Annotated in this window: 14 protein-coding genes; 6 read left to right on the top strand and 8 right to left on the bottom strand. The window is 64.1% G+C overall.

All coding sequences use genetic code 11. The features are described 5' to 3' along the window. Positions 1-104 precede the first annotated feature (104 nt). Positions 105-251: a hypothetical protein gene (locus tag HYR72_15275; GenBank protein ID MBI1816338.1), complete on the bottom strand. Its 147-nt coding sequence runs from the start codon at positions 249-251 to the stop codon at positions 105-107. 227 nt (positions 252-478) lie between these two features. Between HYR72_15275 and HYR72_15270 the strand changes: the two genes are divergently transcribed. The 6 genes from HYR72_15270 to HYR72_15245 all read left to right on the top strand — a co-directional run bounded on the left by HYR72_15270 (position 479) and on the right by HYR72_15245 (position 6,977). Further along, positions 479-1,213: an endonuclease III gene (locus HYR72_15270; protein MBI1816337.1), complete on the top strand. Its 735-nt coding sequence runs from the start codon at positions 479-481 to the stop codon at positions 1,211-1,213. A 220-nt stretch (positions 1,214-1,433) separates the two neighbouring features. Then, on the top strand, positions 1,434-2,306 hold the full coding sequence (locus HYR72_15265) for a beta-lactamase-like protein 2 (GenBank protein ID MBI1816336.1): 873 nt from the start codon (positions 1,434-1,436) through the stop codon (positions 2,304-2,306). Positions 2,307-2,369: 63 nt separating this feature from the next. Continuing rightward, a complete protein-coding gene (locus HYR72_15260) occupies positions 2,370-3,188 on the top strand; it encodes an enoyl-CoA hydratase/isomerase family protein (GenBank protein MBI1816335.1) in 819 nt (272 codons plus the stop codon). 167 nt (positions 3,189-3,355) lie between these two features. After that, positions 3,356-5,236: a lytic transglycosylase domain-containing protein gene (locus tag HYR72_15255; protein MBI1816334.1), complete on the top strand. Its 1,881-nt coding sequence runs from the start codon at positions 3,356-3,358 to the stop codon at positions 5,234-5,236. A gap of 119 nt (positions 5,237-5,355) precedes the next feature. Then, positions 5,356-6,354, top strand: coding sequence for a phosphotransferase family protein (locus HYR72_15250; GenBank protein MBI1816333.1), 999 nt, complete (start codon positions 5,356-5,358; stop codon positions 6,352-6,354). 170 nt (positions 6,355-6,524) lie between these two features. Further along, positions 6,525-6,977 carry a hypothetical protein gene (locus HYR72_15245; protein ID MBI1816332.1) on the top strand — a complete coding sequence of 151 codons (453 nt, stop codon included), beginning with the start codon at positions 6,525-6,527 and terminating at the stop codon, positions 6,975-6,977. 64 nt (positions 6,978-7,041) lie between these two features. Here the strand turns inward: HYR72_15245 and HYR72_15240 are convergent, their stop codons facing one another. The 7 genes from HYR72_15240 to HYR72_15210 form a co-directional block, all read right to left on the bottom strand. Further along, entirely contained in the window at positions 7,042-7,593 is a 552-nt protein-coding gene (locus HYR72_15240) for a carboxymuconolactone decarboxylase family protein (GenBank protein MBI1816331.1), read from the bottom strand. Between the two features lie 20 nt (positions 7,594-7,613). Then, the gene (locus tag HYR72_15235) at positions 7,614-8,021 is read right to left on the bottom strand and encodes a GNAT family N-acetyltransferase (protein ID MBI1816330.1); all 408 of its coding nucleotides are present in this window, start codon (positions 8,019-8,021) and stop codon (positions 7,614-7,616) included. Positions 8,022-8,110: 89 nt separating this feature from the next. Beyond that, positions 8,111-8,944, bottom strand: coding sequence for an SDR family oxidoreductase (locus HYR72_15230; protein MBI1816329.1), 834 nt, complete (start codon positions 8,942-8,944; stop codon positions 8,111-8,113). Positions 8,945-9,061: 117 nt separating this feature from the next. After that, complete coding sequence (locus tag HYR72_15225) at positions 9,062-10,828, bottom strand: TolC family protein (GenBank protein ID MBI1816328.1); 1,767 nt, start codon at positions 10,826-10,828, stop codon at positions 9,062-9,064. Between the two features lie 48 nt (positions 10,829-10,876). Beyond that, positions 10,877-14,017 (bottom strand): efflux RND transporter permease subunit, encoded by a 3,141-nt coding sequence (locus tag HYR72_15220; protein ID MBI1816327.1) that lies wholly within the window; start codon positions 14,015-14,017, stop codon positions 10,877-10,879. A gap of 95 nt (positions 14,018-14,112) precedes the next feature. Continuing rightward, a complete protein-coding gene (locus HYR72_15215; GenBank protein MBI1816326.1) occupies positions 14,113-15,171 on the bottom strand; it encodes an efflux RND transporter periplasmic adaptor subunit in 1,059 nt (352 codons plus the stop codon). Further along, positions 15,168-15,836: a TetR/AcrR family transcriptional regulator gene (locus HYR72_15210; protein ID MBI1816325.1), complete on the bottom strand. Its 669-nt coding sequence runs from the start codon at positions 15,834-15,836 to the stop codon at positions 15,168-15,170. Before HYR72_15210 ends, HYR72_15215 begins: the two co-directional genes overlap by 4 nt. Positions 15,837-15,955: the final 119 nt, after the last annotated feature.

Here is a 15,955-nt window from a genome sequence, read left to right as displayed (position 1 = left end):
TCTGCCGCTCTCTCGGAGCGTAGACCACTGTTCTCAATACCCTCGAGCGTCCCTGTCCTCATTTCCGGTCTCCTTTCGAAGACCGGCCAGAATTTCCGGAATTCTTACGGCCAGAGTTTCCGGAACCGACACGAGTCGAACTGGGGATGGCCGTAGTCGTTGTAGCCGATGAAGTCGCTGCTTTGGATATGAACGTCGAGGGTGAAGCCGTCTTCCCACGCGCCACGTACTTGCTTCGGATTCAGTTGCATCGTGCATCCTCGATCTGCGCTGCCCAGCTTCGAACTATCTAGGCCCGGCTGACTGACACGCGAGCCTCGCGGGGTCATCTCCTTCACCTTGGTTGGTTTCTTCGTTACACCAGGTCTCTGGGGCCTCAAAGCTTTCTTGGCTCCGTGGAGCTGTGTGCTCATCACCGGTCTATCGACGCGACCCGCGCTTGTGGCAAGATGCACGCGTCGCATGGGCGGTGTCAAATATGAGTGAAGGAACGAACGAGAAGCGCGCCCGGAAGTCGACGACTCGCCACTCGTCATTCGCCGCTCGCGCCACTCGTCACTCGCCGTTCGACATCGACGTCGTGATCGCCACGCTGCGGCGCGAATACCTGAAATGGAATGCGCCGGTGGTGACGTTCATCGCGATGCAGTCGCGCGATCCGTTTCGCGTACTGATCTCGTGCTTGCTGAGTTTGCGGACCAAGGACGAAACTACCGGACCCGCATCGCAACGGTTGTTCGCACTCGCCGACTCGCCGCAGACGATGATGAAGTTGCCGACGCGGCAGATCGAGAAGGCGATCTACCCGGTCGGCTTCTACCACACCAAGGCGAAGACGATTCGTGCGCTATGCAAGCGGCTGGTCGAGGAGTTCGATGGCACGGTGCCCGACGATCTCGATGTGTTGCTGACTTTCAACGGCGTCGGACGCAAGACCGCCAACCTGGTCCTGACGCAAGGCTTTGCCAAGCCAGCCATCTGCGTCGACACCCACGTGCATCGCATCTCCAATCGCTGGAACTACGTCCGCACCAAGAACCCGCACGACACCGAGATGGCGCTGCGCCGCAAGCTGCCGGCGCCGTACTGGATCGACTACAACGACCTGCTCGTCGCCTTCGGCCAAACCATCTGCAAGCCAACCTCGCCCCTGTGTAGCCAGTGCCCGATCGAGGTCCACTGCCCGAAGCGCGGGGTGATGCGGTCGCGGTGATTCGGGTTGTCGCCATTCGCACGGCCCCCAGCTTGGGATTTGCACAAGAAGGAATAGAGCGGCCTCCCCACTCGTCATTCCGGCGAAAGCCGGAATCCAGGATCGTGCCCCACGCCCCACCTGGATACCGGCTTCCGCCGGTATGACGGACCACTATTGCGAGTCTTCGTGCGAAGCCCCCAGCTTGTGACACCGCTGGAATCCAGCTAGTCAGCAGCGCATGGCCGACTCGGGCGGCAAGACACGCGTCGTCACCGACTCGATGCTGGGTCTCCACATGAAGGACATCGATGCGTGGAGCCCGCGGGTCACGGTCGTGCTCGGACAGAATCCGGGCGCATTCACGGGACCCGGCACCAACACGTACCTCATCGGCACCGGGCGGCGACCGTTGCTGCTCGATACCGGCCAAGGAGTCCCCGCGTATCTGCCGCTACTCGAACAGGCCGTGAGCGAGCGCAATGCCGACGGGTTGCAGGAGATCGTGCTCACGCATGTGCATCCCGACCACGTCGGCGGCGTGCCGGCGATTCAGCAACGCTTCGGCCCGCTGCCGGTGGCGAAGAAGCCGTGGCCCGGTCGCGATATCGGCTTCGACTCGACCGCGATCGAGGACGGCGCGGTGGTCAGCACCGACGGCGCCACGCTGCGCGCGATTTTCACGCCCGGCCACGCGCGCGACCATCTCTGCTTCTATCTCGAAGAGGAGCGCGCACTGTTCACCGGCGATGTCGTGTTGGGTGCCGGCACCACGGTGATCGGCGACGACGGCGACTTGATCGACTATCTCGATTCTTTGCGCCGGCTGCTCACCCTCGACGTTGCCGTGATCTATCCCGCCCACGGTCCTGCCATTCGCAACCCGCGCGAAAAGATCGAGCAGTACATCGCTCATCGCCTGCTGCGCGAAGAGCAGGTGGTGGCGGGATTGCGCGCCGGCGTGACCGACGCACCGGCGCTGGTCAAGCGCATGTACACCGATGTGCCCGAGTTCTTGCACACCGCCGCCGCCATGTCGGTGACCTCTCACCTGCGCAAGCTGGAAAAGGAAGGTCGCGTGACGCAAGCGGACGGCGCGTGGCACCTCAGTTGAGCGCGACTTTCTACCCGCGCGCGCGTTTCTGTTGAGCCGGTAGACGGGAGGACAGGAGCGCCGATGGCATTCCAATACCTACAAGTGGAACGTGATGGCAGCGTGGTGCAGTGCACCTTCGTCAATCCGCCGATGAACTTCATGAACGGCCGCATGGTCGCTGAACTCGACGTGCTCGCGCGCGAGGTCGCGGCGAGCAAGGATGACCGCGTGCTCATGTTCACCGGTGGAGTCGACGGCATCTTCATCACCCACTACGACGTGAGCGAATTGTCGCGCGCCGCGGATTCCGGCGCGAGCGGCGGCTACGACGGCGGGCGCGAGACGGAGGGACAGTCGGCGATCGACTTCATCCATACCGTCTTCAACCGAATCCAGAGTCTTCCGAAAGTCACCATCGCCGCGCTCAATGGCACGGCGATGGGCGGCGGCTGCGAGCTGAGTCTGGCCTGCGATTTCCGCGTGATGGCCGACGGGCCGTATCGCATCGGGTTGCCGGAAACCAGCGTCGGCATCATCCCCGGCGCCGGCGGAACGCAGCGACTGGCGCGGCTGCTCGGCAAAGCGAAGGCGCTCGACCTCATTCTGCACGGGCGAGTCGTCGAGCCGCAAGAGGCGCTGACGCTCGGCCTCGTTCACCGGCTCTTCCCAGTCGATGGCTTCCGCGCATCGGCCGCTTCCTTCGCCCGCGAACTGGCAGGGCGCGCGCCGATCGCTCTGGCCGCCGCTAAGCGCGCCATTCACGCCGGCCTCGACACCGATCTCGAATCGGGTCTCGCCATCGAACGCGCGGAGTTCGCCAAGACCATGAATTCCGTCGACGCCCGCGGTGCCATGCGCGCCTATCTCAAGGGCGAACCTTACACGTTCAAGGGAGAGTGAGCGCTGCGACAATGAGCGATCCGTTCTCGGCCGCGTACGGGTTCCCGCGATACGCAACCCCGCGAGCCTTTGCACAAGAAATCCCGTCAGTGGGCCCGTCATACCGGCGAAAGCCGGTATCCAGGCGGGGGCGTAGGGCTCGGTCCTGGATTCCGGCTTTCGCCGGAATGACGAGCGGGCAGAGTGCTTCGTCTTACGGCAAAGGCTCTCTTCGATACGTCACCGCGTTCGCAGCAATCGCGATCGTATTCTCGGCGGCGGCCGCCTTCGCGCGTCCCGTGATGGTGCCGCTCAAGTTCGATGTGGCGTTCGTACGGCAAGCGTTGGTAACCCAGATCTACACGCTACCCGGTGAGAAAGCGTCGGTATTCGACGACGGCGTCGGCTGCGGCTGGCTCGATCTCTACGAACCGCAAGTGGACGTCGCCGCCGCCAGCCTCCACATCGTCAGTCGTGGCGACGCTCGCGTCGGCGCCAAGATCGGCGGGCAGTGCCTGATCGCGCTCGAATGGAAGGGGTTCGTCGAAGTGTTCCAAGAACCGCAGCTCGACGAGGCTGCCCACGTGCTCACCTTCAAAGTCGTCGACTCGAACATCTTCGACGAACATCACGAGAAGCGCTTCACCACTGGCCAACTGTGGGACTTGGTGAAGACCTACGCACAGCCGCGCTTCGAAGCCTTGCGCATCGACCTCAATCAACCGTTCAACGAACTCCGCGGGTGGCTACCGCTCGTGCTCCCCGGCAGCCAAGAACGCATCGATGCGCTGCTGGCATCGCTCGCAGTACGCGATCCGCGCATGAGCGAGGGCGGACTCAAGGTCACGCTGACATTCGATGTGGAGCCGCGCGCACCGGCAACCGTCCCGGCCGCGGAGCCGACACTGTCCGCAACCGAGCTAGCCGCGTGGCAGAGCAAGTGGCAGCAGTGGGACGCGTTTCTGACCTTCGTGGTCAAACGCTTCGCACGCGACTCCAGCGGTGAACTGCACCGCGCCGTGCTCGATGTCCTGCTCGATGCCCGCTACGAGTTGCTCGATGCGCTCGCACCGTCGCAGCCGGGCAGTCCTGATCCAGTGCCAGGCTTGTTCGTCCATGCGTGGGAGCAGCTCGCACCTGCATTGCGTCAGGCCGCGGCCGGGTTGCCGGCCGAAGGCGCGCTGCAATACACCAGCTTCATCGCTGCCGGCGATGCGCTGGCGGCGCTCACCGAACTCGGTCCCGAACTCGGCCTCGACATCTCCGCCGACGGTTTGCGTCGGCTCGCGCGCATGGTCGCGCCCAGCGACGCCGCCGACCCGGTTGCTTACAACACCGATCTCGATCCCGAACTCCGGACGGCCCTCGGCTTCGGCGCGCCACTGAAGCCGCCGGAGATTCCGACCGACGTCGAAATGGATCTCAGTTTGGGACAACGTCTGCGGTCATGGTTCGCTGCGCCGGTTTCCGCCGCGATCGAGCCCGACGCCATTGGCAAACTCAACCGCTGGGCGCCAACCCGCGACGATATCGGGACGTACCTGCCGCTGGTCCGCGATCTGCTGAAGCAGCTCGGCGAGCAGCAACTCGCCAAGGACGAACTGGACGCGCAGTTCACCGGCATCTATCGCAACCTCGTCTACGCCACCGCGTGGCAGGAGAGCTGCTGGCGGCAATTCATCCGGCGCAACGGGAAGCTCGCGCCGCTCAAGTCGAGCGTCGGCTCGATCGGCTTAATGCAAGTGAACCAGACGGTGTGGCGCGGCGTGTACGATCTCAAAGGGCTCGCCGGCGACATTCAGTACAACGGCCGCGCCGGCAGCGAGATCCTGCTGCACTATCTGCGCGACTACGCCATCGAGAAGGGCGAACACCAACAACCCGGCGGTAACGAGAACCTTGCGCGCGCGACGTATGCCATCTACAACGGCGGCCCCGGTCACCGCACGCGCTATCGCGCCAAGAAGCGAAAGCCGACGCTGAAGAAGATCGACGATTTGTTCTGGGCCAAATACTCCGCCGTCCGCGACGGCCGCGAGCTCGATGTAGCAAGTTGTTACGGCGAGTAGTCGTGACTCGTCGTGATTCGTGAGCCTTCTGAGTTCTGAATTCTGGCTTCTGGATTCGCCTCCCGACTCCTGCCTCCTGACTTCTGGCTTCTGACTCCTCTTCACGCTACACGACTCAAATGGATCGTGATCGCCTCACTGCGTATCTGGCGGCGCGCCTGCCCGCGGCTCGCGACGTGGTGATTCATCGCCTCGAACGCACCGGTGGCGGCGCCTCGCGTGAAACGTGGCTGGTCGACGCCGAGTGGAGCGAAGCGGGCGAGCGCACCGTGCACCCGCTGATCATTCGCCGCGATCCGACCGCGAGCGTGCTCGAATCTGACCGCAAGACGGAGTTTCTGGTGCTGTGCGCGGCGGGTAAGATTGGCATCCCGGTGCCACGCATGTATTGGCTCGAAGAAGATCCGCGCTGGCTCGATCGACCGTTCATGGTCATGCAGCGCATTGCCGGCATCGCCCCGCCAGTGATTCTCCCGCCAACCGAAAGCGACGCTACACGGCGCAGCATCAGCGACGACTTCGTTCGCCATCTCGCGTCCATCCATCGCGCCGATTGGCGGGCGCTCGAACTCGATTTCCTCGGCGCGCCGAGTTCCGGCCACGCGGCGGCGCGCGCGCAGTTGGACTGGTGGGAGCGCGAGTATCATCGTCAGAAGCTCGAAGAGCGACCGGTGCTCGCCACCGCACTCGACTGGCTCGCCAATCATCTGCCCGAGCGGTCCGAGATCGTGCTGGTGCATGCCGACTACCGCGCCGGAAATTTTCTCTACGAAGGCGACCGCATCACCGCGATCCTCGATTGGGAGATGGCCCACCTCGGCGACCCGATGGAAGATCTCGCCTGGGCGGTGCTGAAGTTCTACAGCAGCGGCGAGCTCTGCCAAGGATTGCTGTCGCACGACGAGATGGTCGCCGCGTACGCCCGCGCCGGCGGCATGCCGGTGGATCTCCCGCGGCTGTTTTTCTACGAAGTGCTCGGGGCGGTGAAGATGGCGGTGATCTGCCTGACTGGCGTCCGCTCGTTCTGTGAAGCCCGCACCTACGAAGCCGTGAACGCCTTGGTCGGCCTAATGGTCCCGCGCTTGGAAGCCGATCTCATCGCGAAGTTGGAAATGTAGTGGTGCAGACAGCCGAAGCACGTAGTCCGTGGAGCGACCTCCCCACTCGTCATTCCGGCGAAAGCCGGAATCCAGGATCGCGCCCCACGCCCCCACATGGATACCGGCCTTCGCCGGTATGACGGACCCGCGGCTGAAGGTTTTGCGCAGCCAATTCGAGGAGAGCAGCGATGCAACCTGGCGCAACCGAGTTACTCATCGGCATCAAGAATATTATCTTCAACATCCTGCTGCCCGAGCTGCAAAGCGAGCAGGCGCGCGGGCAGGTGATGTATTCGAGCGTGCTGATCGATCACCTGATCGCGCGCTGGGAGATCGAGGGGCCGTTGCTACTCGAAGAGCGCGCCGAACTGCGCGCGCTGCTAACACAAGCGCTGGCGGTCCTCGGCGACGACGCGCGCATTGACGAGGCGCTTGCCGCCGCGAGCGATACGGTGGCTGGTCCGCGCGCGCTCGCCGCCGCCAACGAGCGCATGCGCACGCTCGTCCCCGCGCTCGCCCGCGCACTCCCGCCGGAAGGCGCCGCGCGCGTGCAAGAACTCGCCGCCACGATCCGCGCCTACATCCGCAACCAGCATCGCCGCGACCAGCAACTGGTCGCCGTCGGTGGGTTGGAGTGGTGATAGTCGTGTTCGTGGCTCGTGGCTCGTGAGGTGGAAGACACCCCTCACGAGTCACGAGCACGAGTCACGACTTCAACGAATCGACGATCGTCGTGCCCGCGTCGGCTTCGATGTCGACTGCGGTGGTTTCGAGCAGGCGCGCGATCATCATGTAGAAGCCGACGGCGAAGATCAGCTCGACGATTTCACGCGCCGGGAACTCCTTCTGGGCCGCGACGAAAGTCGCGTCGGACACCTTCACCTTATGAATCAACTCGTCGGCAAAGCGCAGCAGCACCTGCTCGCGCGCATCGAAGCACGCGGCGGTGATGTCGCCGCGTTCGAGCGCGGCCACTTGCGCATCGCTGGCGCCGGCGGCCTTCGCGATCGGCACGTGCTGGACCCACTCGTAGCGCGCCGGTGATTGCTGCGCGACGCGCAAGATCGCCAGCTCGCGCAGTTTGCCGCTGAGCTGCTGCTTGCCGAGGATGTCGCCGCCGAAGCGCACCAGCGAACGGAAGTTGGTCTCGGCGTGCGCCATCATGCGAAAGATCGCTAGTTGCACCGGCATCCGGTTGAGCGTGTCGCGCACCGTGTCCGATGCGGTGGCGGGATCGACATAGGGTAAGCGGGCCATGGGTCCTCCTCTGCGTTCGGTTAGACGAACGGGTTCGCCATCAGGCGCATCTCGTTGGTGGGCGCGAAGCCCAGACTCTCGTACAACCGAACGCCGTCGCTCGACGCGTGCAAGCTGACGCGCTTGATGTCGTGCGCCCGGCACCACACCAACATCGTCTCCATCAACGCGCGGGCATAGCCGCAACGCCGGTGGTCGGGCTCGGTATACATGTTGAAGATGTGGGCCTCATCACCGCCGCCGATGCAATCCGGCCGTGGCAGCAAGCGTCGCAGTATCAACCCACCGCCGGCGACGACGCGTTCCTTCGCTTCGATCAGCCAGCCGCAGTACTCACCGGTGACGAGCGCAGCGGCGAAATACTCGCGAGACGACACCTCCAGGGCCGGCAGGTCGCGCTGGGGCAGCGTGCCCATGTCGCGCAGCATGGCCACGCGATGATAGGCAATCGCCGCGGCGTCGGCCGGCGCGGCGGGGCGGACTACAGAATGAGTGGTCGTCATCGCTCGCTCGTGCCTCAGGCCATAAACAATCCGCCGTTCACATCGAGGCTCACGCCATTGATGTACGACGCGTCGTCGGAGGCGAGAAACGCGATCGCGGCGGCCTGCTCGTCGGGCGTCGCCAGGCGTTTGATCGGCATGAAGTAGTTGTAGGCGGCGATGCGCGTCCGGCGGGCCTCGGCTTCGGCGTCCGAACGCGCCGCCCCGACGCCGCCGGCGCGGATCATCGGCGTGTCCACCCCACCGGGACAGATCGCGTTCACCCGCACGCCGCGCGGGCCGTAGTCGAACGCTAGGTGTCGCGTCATGCCGAGCAGCGCCGCTTTGCTGGTGGTGTACGCGAGCCCGCCGTTGGCGCTCTTCGAACGGCCGGCGAGCGAAGACACGGTGACGATCGCGCCCCGGCCGCGAGCGGACATGCCGGGCAGCACGGCACGGCACCAGTAGAAGGCTCCGTTGATATTCACCGCCATCACCAGATCCCAGCGCGCGTTGTCGAGTTGCTCGATACCTTCGAGGCCCGCGGTGTCGCCGATGCCGGCGACATTGGCGAGAATGTCGATCGGCCCCAACTCGTGCATGGTCGCGCTGGCAACGGCCGTCACCTCAGCGCTCTGCGCAATGTCGCAACCGTACGCACGCGCGGTGGACCCATGTTGCGCGATCTCACGAACGACCGCGTCAGCGCCGTCGCGGTTGCGATCGATCACCGCGACCTTAGCGCCTTCGCGCGCCAAGCGAATTGCAGTCGCACGGCCGATGCCGCTGGCCGCGCCGGTCACCGCCGCGACCCGTCCGGCGAAGCGGCTCGCTGAGATGGTCAGGTTCCAACTGTCGCCGCCACTCATACCGAAATGCTTTACTGTGTTCGGCTGGGACGCTGCAACTACACCGGAGGCGTGACGCCGGGCGCCACCGAGAGAATGAGTCGGCTCAGTCTGCGAAAGCGGACCCAGCCGTTGCGCTCAAAACTGCGCCCAGAACGGTGTCGGCTCGTCCTCGCCCGCGGTCAATTCGACATGACGGGCTTCGAGCAGTGTGCCTTCCACGCGGCGCAACTCGGCGAGGTCGGTGTTGTAGGTCGTGAGCGCGCTAGTCTCGGCGAACTTCGCTTGCGTCAACCGGTCGAGGTAGTCGAGCAGATCCTTGGTGGTGGCGAGGCCGACGTCGTAACGCGCCTTCTGGTTGCGCAGATTTTCTTCGGCCAACTCGCGAGCGATCCGGGTAGCCTCGATGCTCTTGAGGTCGCTTTGCAGATTGGTAACCGCCGTCTTCACTTCCAACGTGACGCTCTCTTGCAATTGCTGCAGACTCAACCGTGCCTGTTCGACACCGACGTGAGCCTGCGAATAGTCAGCGCGCGCCTGAATGTTGCTGAGCGGGACTTCGACGGTCACGCCCGCGCTGTACTCGTAATAGCGACCATCGAAATTGCGGTTGAGGCCATCCTCGTACGGGCCGTTGTACGGATTGATCACAATCTGTCCTGCTGTGTTTGTCTTCGGCACCGCGCCACCGCTCAAGCCGTTGGTGCCGAGCAAGCCGACGGCATTGAGGCGTGGTAACAACTGGTTCTCGGCGATCTTGAGTTGCATGCCGCTGCCCTGCAGGCTGAGTTTGGCGGCGGCCAACTCGGGGCGGCGTTCGAGCGCGCTCGCCAAGCTGCGATCGAGGTCGATGCTGTAGGGTTCGACGACCGGTTTGTCGCCCGGCTCGACGACGGCGAGTGATGCACCGCCGTCACGCCCGGCATTGAGCAGCGCCCGCAGCGAATCGCGCGCGATGCTGCTGGCGGTGCGCGCTTTGATCAGATCGGCTTCGCGCCGCGCGACTTCCGCTTGCGCCTCCAGAACCGCCGTGCGGGGCGCGGCCCCAACGTTGAACTTGCCTTCGTTCTGGCGCTGCAGCTCCTTGGCGAGCGTGAGCCCTTGCTCCTGCACGGACACGTTCTCGTTGGCTTGTACCAGCGACCAATAGGCTTGTTCGACGCTCTTGATCGTGTTCGCCAACGACGCTTCGTACGTTTTGACCGCACTCTGCTCGGTAGTGCGCGCGATGCGCACTTGCAAGGTGGTGAAGTAGAGTCCGAAGTCGCGCAGCAGTGGTTGATTGAGCGACAACACGAAGTCGGTCGTGTACTGCGGCCGCAAGGTGAGAAAGCTGGAGTTGGACACCAGCCGGTTGTTGCGCCAGGAGGCGGTGAGTTGTCCGCCGGAGGTTAGGGTCTTGCGCACGCCACCGTCAACGTTGACGTTGTCGGTCTCGGAATTCAAAGCACCCTGCAATATGTTGCCCGACTCTCGCACCGAACGATCTTTGCTGGCATCGGCGAACAGCGAGGGGTCGAAGATCGCATAGGAGCGCCGCACCTGCGCGCGCGCGCCGAGCGGGCCGAGGCGAGAGATTTCTAAACTCGTATTGTTCGCCAGCGCCAGGGCGATGCAGTCGGAGAGCGCCAGCGACTCCGGGGCGGTCAATTCACGCAGGCGGCCGTAGTGGCTGGTATCGGTGATGAACTGTCCAATGCGCGGCGACACGTCGGCGCTGCGCCACTGGCTGGCCAGCGCGGTGGCATAGTTGGGAATGTCGTCGAGGAGGCGAATCGACTCGACCGATTTGTCCGACAACGACGGCGCCACGGCCGCCGGTTGGGCGTCCTCCGCATGCACGGTCGCCACCGCCAGCGCGCTCAGCAATCCCAGAGTGATCAATGACGTGAACCGCACACCCATGCGCATCCCCCGAAACGTTCGAGCGTGTAGCACGCGGCCACGCATCGGTCACGCCGGCCGGCGGCCGTTGGCCCAGGCGCCAAGGAGCGGCACGCGCGCCGCCGCGCCGCGAATCCAGCCGCCGAGCGTCGTCAGCCAGCGCGTCTGACCCAAATCATCGAACAGCGAGTAGGCTACCGGCGTCAGCAGCAAGCTCAACAGCAGACACAGCGCCTGGCCGCCGATGATCACCTTGGCCATCGAGGCGCGCGTCGCCGAGCCGGGGCCGCGGCCGAGCGCGATCGGAATCATGCCGGCCACCAGCATCACGGTCGTCATCAGAATCGGCCGTAGGCGCACTTGGTTGGCGGCGAGAATCGCGGCGTCGCGCTCCCAGCCGTCGCGCCGCAGGGTGTTGGTGTAGTCGATCTGCAGGATGCCGTTCTTTTTCACGATGCCGAACAGCATGAACAGGCCGAGCACGCTGTAGATGTTGAGCGTGTCGCCCATGATGAGCAGCGACACCAGCGCGAACGGAATCGACAGCGGCAGCGCCAGCAGAATCGTGATCGGGTGCAAGAAGCTTTCGAACTGCGCCGCCAGAATCATGTACATGAAGATCAGACTGAGCAGGAACGCGATGAAGAAGTTGCGGCCGGTCTCGCCCAACGCCTTGGCGCGGCCCGAGAACTCGGCACGATACATCGGCGGAAAATCGAGTCCGGCGATGATCGCGTTGATCTGCTCGGTGGCGACGTTCAGCGGAATGCCGTCGAGGTTGGCGACGATCGTCACCTTGCGCTGGCGATTGGCTCGGTCGATCTGCGCGGGGCCGCGCTCTTCGCTCAACGTCGCCAGGTTGGCCAGCTTCACCAGCTCGCCGCGCGGTGTGGCGACCATGATGTCGCTGAGCGCGTGCGGATCGGAGCGATCGAGCAACTCGGCGCGCAGCCAGACATCGTACTGGTCCTGCTCTTCTTTGTATTTGGTCACCGGCTCACCGCCGACCAACGTCTGCAGCGTGGCCGCGATGTCTTGCACTTTGATGCCGAACTCAGAGGCCTTTTGCCGCGACACTTCGACCCGCAACTCGGGCTGGCGCACCGACAGCGTGGTATCGACATCGACGATGCCCTTGGTGACGCGCATGCCAGCGATGAGACGGTTGGAGTACTCTTCCAATTTTTCCAAGCTCGGTCCGGTCAGATCGAGTTCGATCTCGGTCTGCCGCTGGCCACCGCCGGCGAACAGATTCACATTCTGCACGCTGGTGCGCAGATCCGGATACTGCTCCAACAATTGACGGGCTTGGCTCATGATCGCCTTCTGCGAGAGCGCGCGCTGCTCGAGATCGACGAGGCGGACATAGATGGAGCCCTGCGTCACCGGCCCCGAGCCGGCTTTGAGCCGCCCGCTGACATCGCCGATGCTGCTCAACAAGTGTGTCACGCCCGGCAACGCCCGCAGCTTCTGCTCGAGGTCTTTGAACGCTTGCTCGCTGCGGTTCAAGCTGTAGCCGTCGGGGGTCTGCACGATGACTTCGAACTCGCTTTGGTCGTCTTGCGGCAGGAAGTCCTTGCCCAAGGCGCGGAACAACGGTCCGGTGCTGTAAACCGTGGCGATGGACAAGGCGATGATCACCCAGCGGTGCTCGAGTGACCAGTGCAGCACCGCGCCGTACAACCGTTCGATCGCGGGATAGATGCCGCGGTCGCGCGAGCGCCCATCGGTGTGCTTCACCTTGAGAAAGCGCGAGCACAGCATCGGCGTCAGCGTGAACGAGATCAGGAGTGAGACCATGATCGAGCAGGCCACGGTGATGCCGTAGCTGTTGAAGAAGCGGCCGACGCGGCCGGACATGAACGCTACCGGCAGGAAGATCACTACCAGCGACAGCGTCGTCGCCATCACCGCCAGGCTGATTTCGCGCGTCGCCGATTGCGCCGCGCTCATGGCGTCTTCGCCGCGCTCTTCCATGTGGCGGAAAATGTTCTCCAGCACGACCACAGCATCGTCGATCACCACGCCGGTCGACAGCACCAGCCCGAGCATCGTCAGATTGTTCAGCGTGAAGCCGAGGTAGTTCATCAGCGTGAAGGTGGAGATGATCGAGGTGGGAATCGCGATGGCGGCGATCAGCGTCGCGCGCAGGTTGGCGATGAACAGCATCACCGTCAGGCTGACCAACACCGCGGCGAGGATGAGGTGGAACTGCACTTCATCGATCGATCGCTTGATGAAGCGCGAGTGGTCGCGGATGACCTCCAACTGGATGTCCTGCGGCAACACCTTGCGCAACTCGTCGAGCCGCTGCTTGACCACGTCGATGATCTGCACGGTGTTGGTACCCGACTGCTTGCGCACCAGCAGCGACACCGCCGGCCGGTCGTCGAGCCGCGCCAGGGTGCGAGGTTCGACGAAGCTGTCGGTCACACGCGCCACATCGGCGATGGTGATCGGCCGCCCCTGCACGTTGCCGACAATCAACTTCTGGAAATCGGCGACGCTGGTGATGCGGCCCATCGTGCGCAGGATCATTTCCTTTTGCCCCTGGTCGACGCGGCCGCCGGGAATTTCCAGGTTCTGCGCCCGCAGCGCCGCCTTCACTTGCTGCACCGACAGGTTGTAGGCCGCCAACTTGCCGGTATCGACGGTGATGTTGATGGCGCGTTCGAGGCCGCCGGTGAGGCTCACCGAACCGACGCCTTTCAGCGTCTCGATGTCCTCCTTCACCAGCTTGCGCGCGATCTCCGTCACCTCGCGCAAGTCGCGGTTACCCGACACCGCGATGCTGAGAATCGGCGACGACTCGACGTCAAACTTGTCGACCACCGGCGTGTCGGTGCCTTCGGGCAACTGCGAGAGGATCGAGGCGACCTTGTCACGCACGTCCTGCGCCGCCGCCTCGCGTTGGCGTTCGAGCAGGAAGATGACGATGATTTGCGACAGCCCCTCCTTGGTCACCGAGCGCAACTCGTCGATGCCCTCGATCGTGTTGATGGCTTCTTCGAGCGGCTTGGTGACGCCGGTCTCCATTTCCTCCACGCCCGCACCCTTCAAGGTCGTGGTGATGGTGACGATCGGGAAGTCGATGTTGGGAAACAAATCGACCGCAAGCCGGCGATAGGAAAATAGCCCCAGCACCACCAGGAATGCGATGAGCATGGTGGCAAAGACCGGGCGGCGAATGCAGATGTCGGCGAGGCGCATGAATCGAAGGGTCTCTAGTTTCTGGTTCGTGGTCTCTGGTTCGGAGTCTCCGCCCAACCGGGAACCAGAGACCAGGAACCAGGGACCGTTGAAGTCTATCCTTGTTTATCCTCTGGCTTCTTGACGGCGACGCTGGCGCCGTTCTGCAGCTTGGTCAGGCCCGAGGTCGCGACCGTCTCGTCGGCTCGCAAGCCCTCAACGATCTCGATCATGCCCTCGGCAGTGCGGGCGCCCGGGCGCACTTGGCGTTCGTGCGCGATGCTGTCGGCAACCACGAACAGTTTGGTGACGCCGGCAAAGGTGATGAGCGCTTCCTGCGGCACCATCACCGCTTCTTCATCGCTACGGGTGACGATGGCGGCGTTGGCGAAGAAGCCGGCCTTCAGCTTGCGATCGTGATTGTCCACCAGCGCCTCGACTGCGATCGAGCGATTCTCGCGGTTCGATGATGGGCTGATGCGTGACAGCTTGCCGTCGAAGGCCGCGTCGGGAAACGCGTCGACGCGGACGCGCACAGTTTGACCCGCTTGCAATTCGTCGGCGAAACGCTCCGGCACATCGCCGCGCAGCTTGAGCGGATCGTCGGCGACCAGCGCGAACAGAGGCGTGCCGGGTCGGACGTACTCGCCGGCCGACACCAGTCGCTTCGCCACCGAGCCGGTCAGCGGTGAGCGCACTTGCGTGTGCTGCAGGAGCACCGCCAGCGTGTCGCGTTGCGCTTCGATCACCGACACGGTGGTTTTCATCGACTCGTATTCTTGCGGCGAGATGACTTTCTGTTCGACCAATTGGCGGCCGCGCGTTTCATCGGCCCGCGCCTTCCCCCAGGTCGCTTCCACCTCGCGCAAACGGGCACGCAGCTGATCGTCTTCAATTTCCGCGAGCACCTGATTCGCCTCGATGTGGTCACCCAGATCCGCGGCAATCGCTTTGATCTGCCCTTCCATCTGGCTCGAGAGCGTGAGCTCGTCGTGGCCGTACAGCGTCCCGACAAAACTCACTAGGCGTTCACTCGGTCGAATGGTGACGGCCGCGACCGTGATCGGAATCGCGCGCGGTTCCGTCCCCGCGGCGGCCGCGGATTGCGCCTCATTGTGGCGCGTACACCCGGCGCTGAAGAGCATCAGCGCCAGCAGCGCCCGCCGTGCAGTCATGAGTGGGAAAGTCCTCCTCGTAGGGCTTGGGAGCGGCGCCGCGGCAGCGCCCGGCGCGGATGAGTGCGGGGCTTGCCGTTGGCCGATTGCCCGCTGATGCCGGTCAGAAACATCGCGGTGATTAATTTCGCCAGCGTCGGGAGACGGTCCGCGGCGCTGCGGTAGAGCGACGCCGAGCGCATCATCCCAAACAGAATCTCCACCGTGAGACGCGGATGTTGTCGTCCCAAACTCCCGCGCGGCAGGGCACTGAAGAGAATGCGCTGCACCTCCGCAACCAGTTCTTCACGCTGCTGTTGCCACTCCGCACGCTCGCGCGGATCGAGCGTGGGCTCATGACGGTGCAAGAGGATGAAGAAATCGCGCCGCGTCCAGAAGTAGGTCAGGACGGTTTCGACCAGCCGCTCGATCACCGCGGCCACCGGCGCGGGCTGATGCAACGCCGCCGTCACCGCGTCGTGCATACCGGCCAAACCTTCGACGATGGTGGCGAAGTAGAGCGCCTCCTTGGAATCGAAATAGCGATAGATCGTCCCTTTGCCGATGCCGAGCCGGGCCGCGATGTCCTCGGTGAGCACCTCGTGGAACTCGCGCTGCGCGAACACCTCGGCGGCGCAGCCCAGGATGGCGGCGCGGATGTCGGGGATTTTTTTGCGACCTCGCATGGGACTCGAATTCCGGACTGACCAGTCCGTCACGGTAGCAGAGGACCCCCCTCAGTCAAGCGGGCCCGCGCAGAAGTCAGGCCCGGCTCGCCGCTATCGTGCACCGCGGCTTGACCCCG

It is taken from the genome of Deltaproteobacteria bacterium (genome assembly GCA_016178705.1).
Lineage (GTDB): Bacteria > Desulfobacterota > Binatia > HRBIN30 > JACQVA1 > JACOST01.
Note: the sequence above shows the minus strand (reverse complement) of the source record. Positions and strands in the feature narration are given on the sequence as shown.